The sequence below is a fragment of the Streptomyces sp. NPDC030840 genome (assembly GCF_055572015.1).
On sequence record NZ_JBVIEE010000053.1, the window covers coordinates 1 to 1,408 of the forward strand.

Annotated in this window: 1 rRNA gene; it reads right to left on the reverse strand. The window is 57.2% G+C overall.

The features are described from left to right. Positions 1 to 1,408: ribosomal RNA gene (locus ACZ49J_RS45390) — 23S ribosomal RNA — on the reverse strand; the annotation flags it as partial.

Sequence of the window (1,408 nt, forward strand, 5' to 3'; positions counted from 1 at the left end):
CGGATTTACCTACCTGACGTCCTACACCCTTACCCCGGGACAACCACCGCCCGGGATGGACTACCTTCCTGCGTCACCCCATCACTCACCTACTAACCGCTTGGTTCGGCGGCTCCACCACTTCCCTTTGCCCGAAGGCTCCGGGACGGCTTCACGGCCTTAGCATCACGATGCTCGATGTTTGACGCTTCACAGCGGGTACCGGAATATCAACCGGTTATCCATCGACTACGCCTGTCGGCCTCGCCTTAGGTCCCGACTTACCCTGGGCAGATCAGCTTGACCCAGGAACCCTTAGTCAATCGGCGCACACGTTTCCCACGTGTGAATCGCTACTCATGCCTGCATTCTCACTCGTGAACCGTCCACAACTCGCTTACACGGCTGCTTCACCCGGCACACGACGCTCCCCTACCCATCACAGTCTCCGTTAGGAGTATGTACTGCAATGACACGACTTCGGCGGTACGCTTGAGCCCCGCTACATTGTCGGCGCGGAATCACTTGACCAGTGAGCTATTACGCACTCTTTCAAGGGTGGCTGCTTCTAAGCCAACCTCCTGGTTGTCTCTGCGACTCCACATCCTTTCCCACTTAGCGTACGCTTAGGGGCCTTAGTCGATGCTCTGGGCTGTTTCCCTCTCGACCATGGAGCTTATCCCCCACAGTCTCACTGCCGCGCTCTCACTTACCGGCATTCGGAGTTTGGCTAAGGTCAGTAACCCGGTAGGGCCCATCGCCTATCCAGTGCTCTACCTCCGGCAAGAAACACACGACGCTGCACCTAAATGCATTTCGGGGAGAACCAGCTATCACGGAGTTTGATTGGCCTTTCACCCCTAACCACAGGTCATCCCCCAGGTTTTCAACCCTGGTGGGTTCGGCCCTCCACACGGTCTTACCCGCGCTTCAGCCTGCCCATGGCTAGATCACTCCGCTTCGGGTCTTGAGCATGCTACTGAAACGCCCTGTTCGGACTCGCTTTCGCTACGGCTTCCCCACACGGGTTAACCTCGCAACACACCGCAAACTCGCAGGCTCATTCTTCAAAAGGCACGCAGTCACGACGTTGAGTGCAAGCACTCAACGCGACGCTCCCACGGCTTGTAGGCACACGGTTTCAGGTACTATTTCACTCCCCTCCCGGGGTACTTTTCACCATTCCCTCACGGTACTATCCGCTATCGGTCACCAGGGAATATTTAGGCTTAGCGGGTGGTCCCGCCAGATTCACACGGGATTTCTCGGGCCCCGTGCTACTTGGGTGTCTCTCAAACGAGCCGCTGACGTTTCGACTACGGGGGTCTTACCCTCTACGCCGGACCTTTCGCATGTCCTTCGCCTACATCAACGGTTTCTGACTCGTCCTGTTGCCGGCAGACAACAGAAGAGAGATCCCACAACCCCG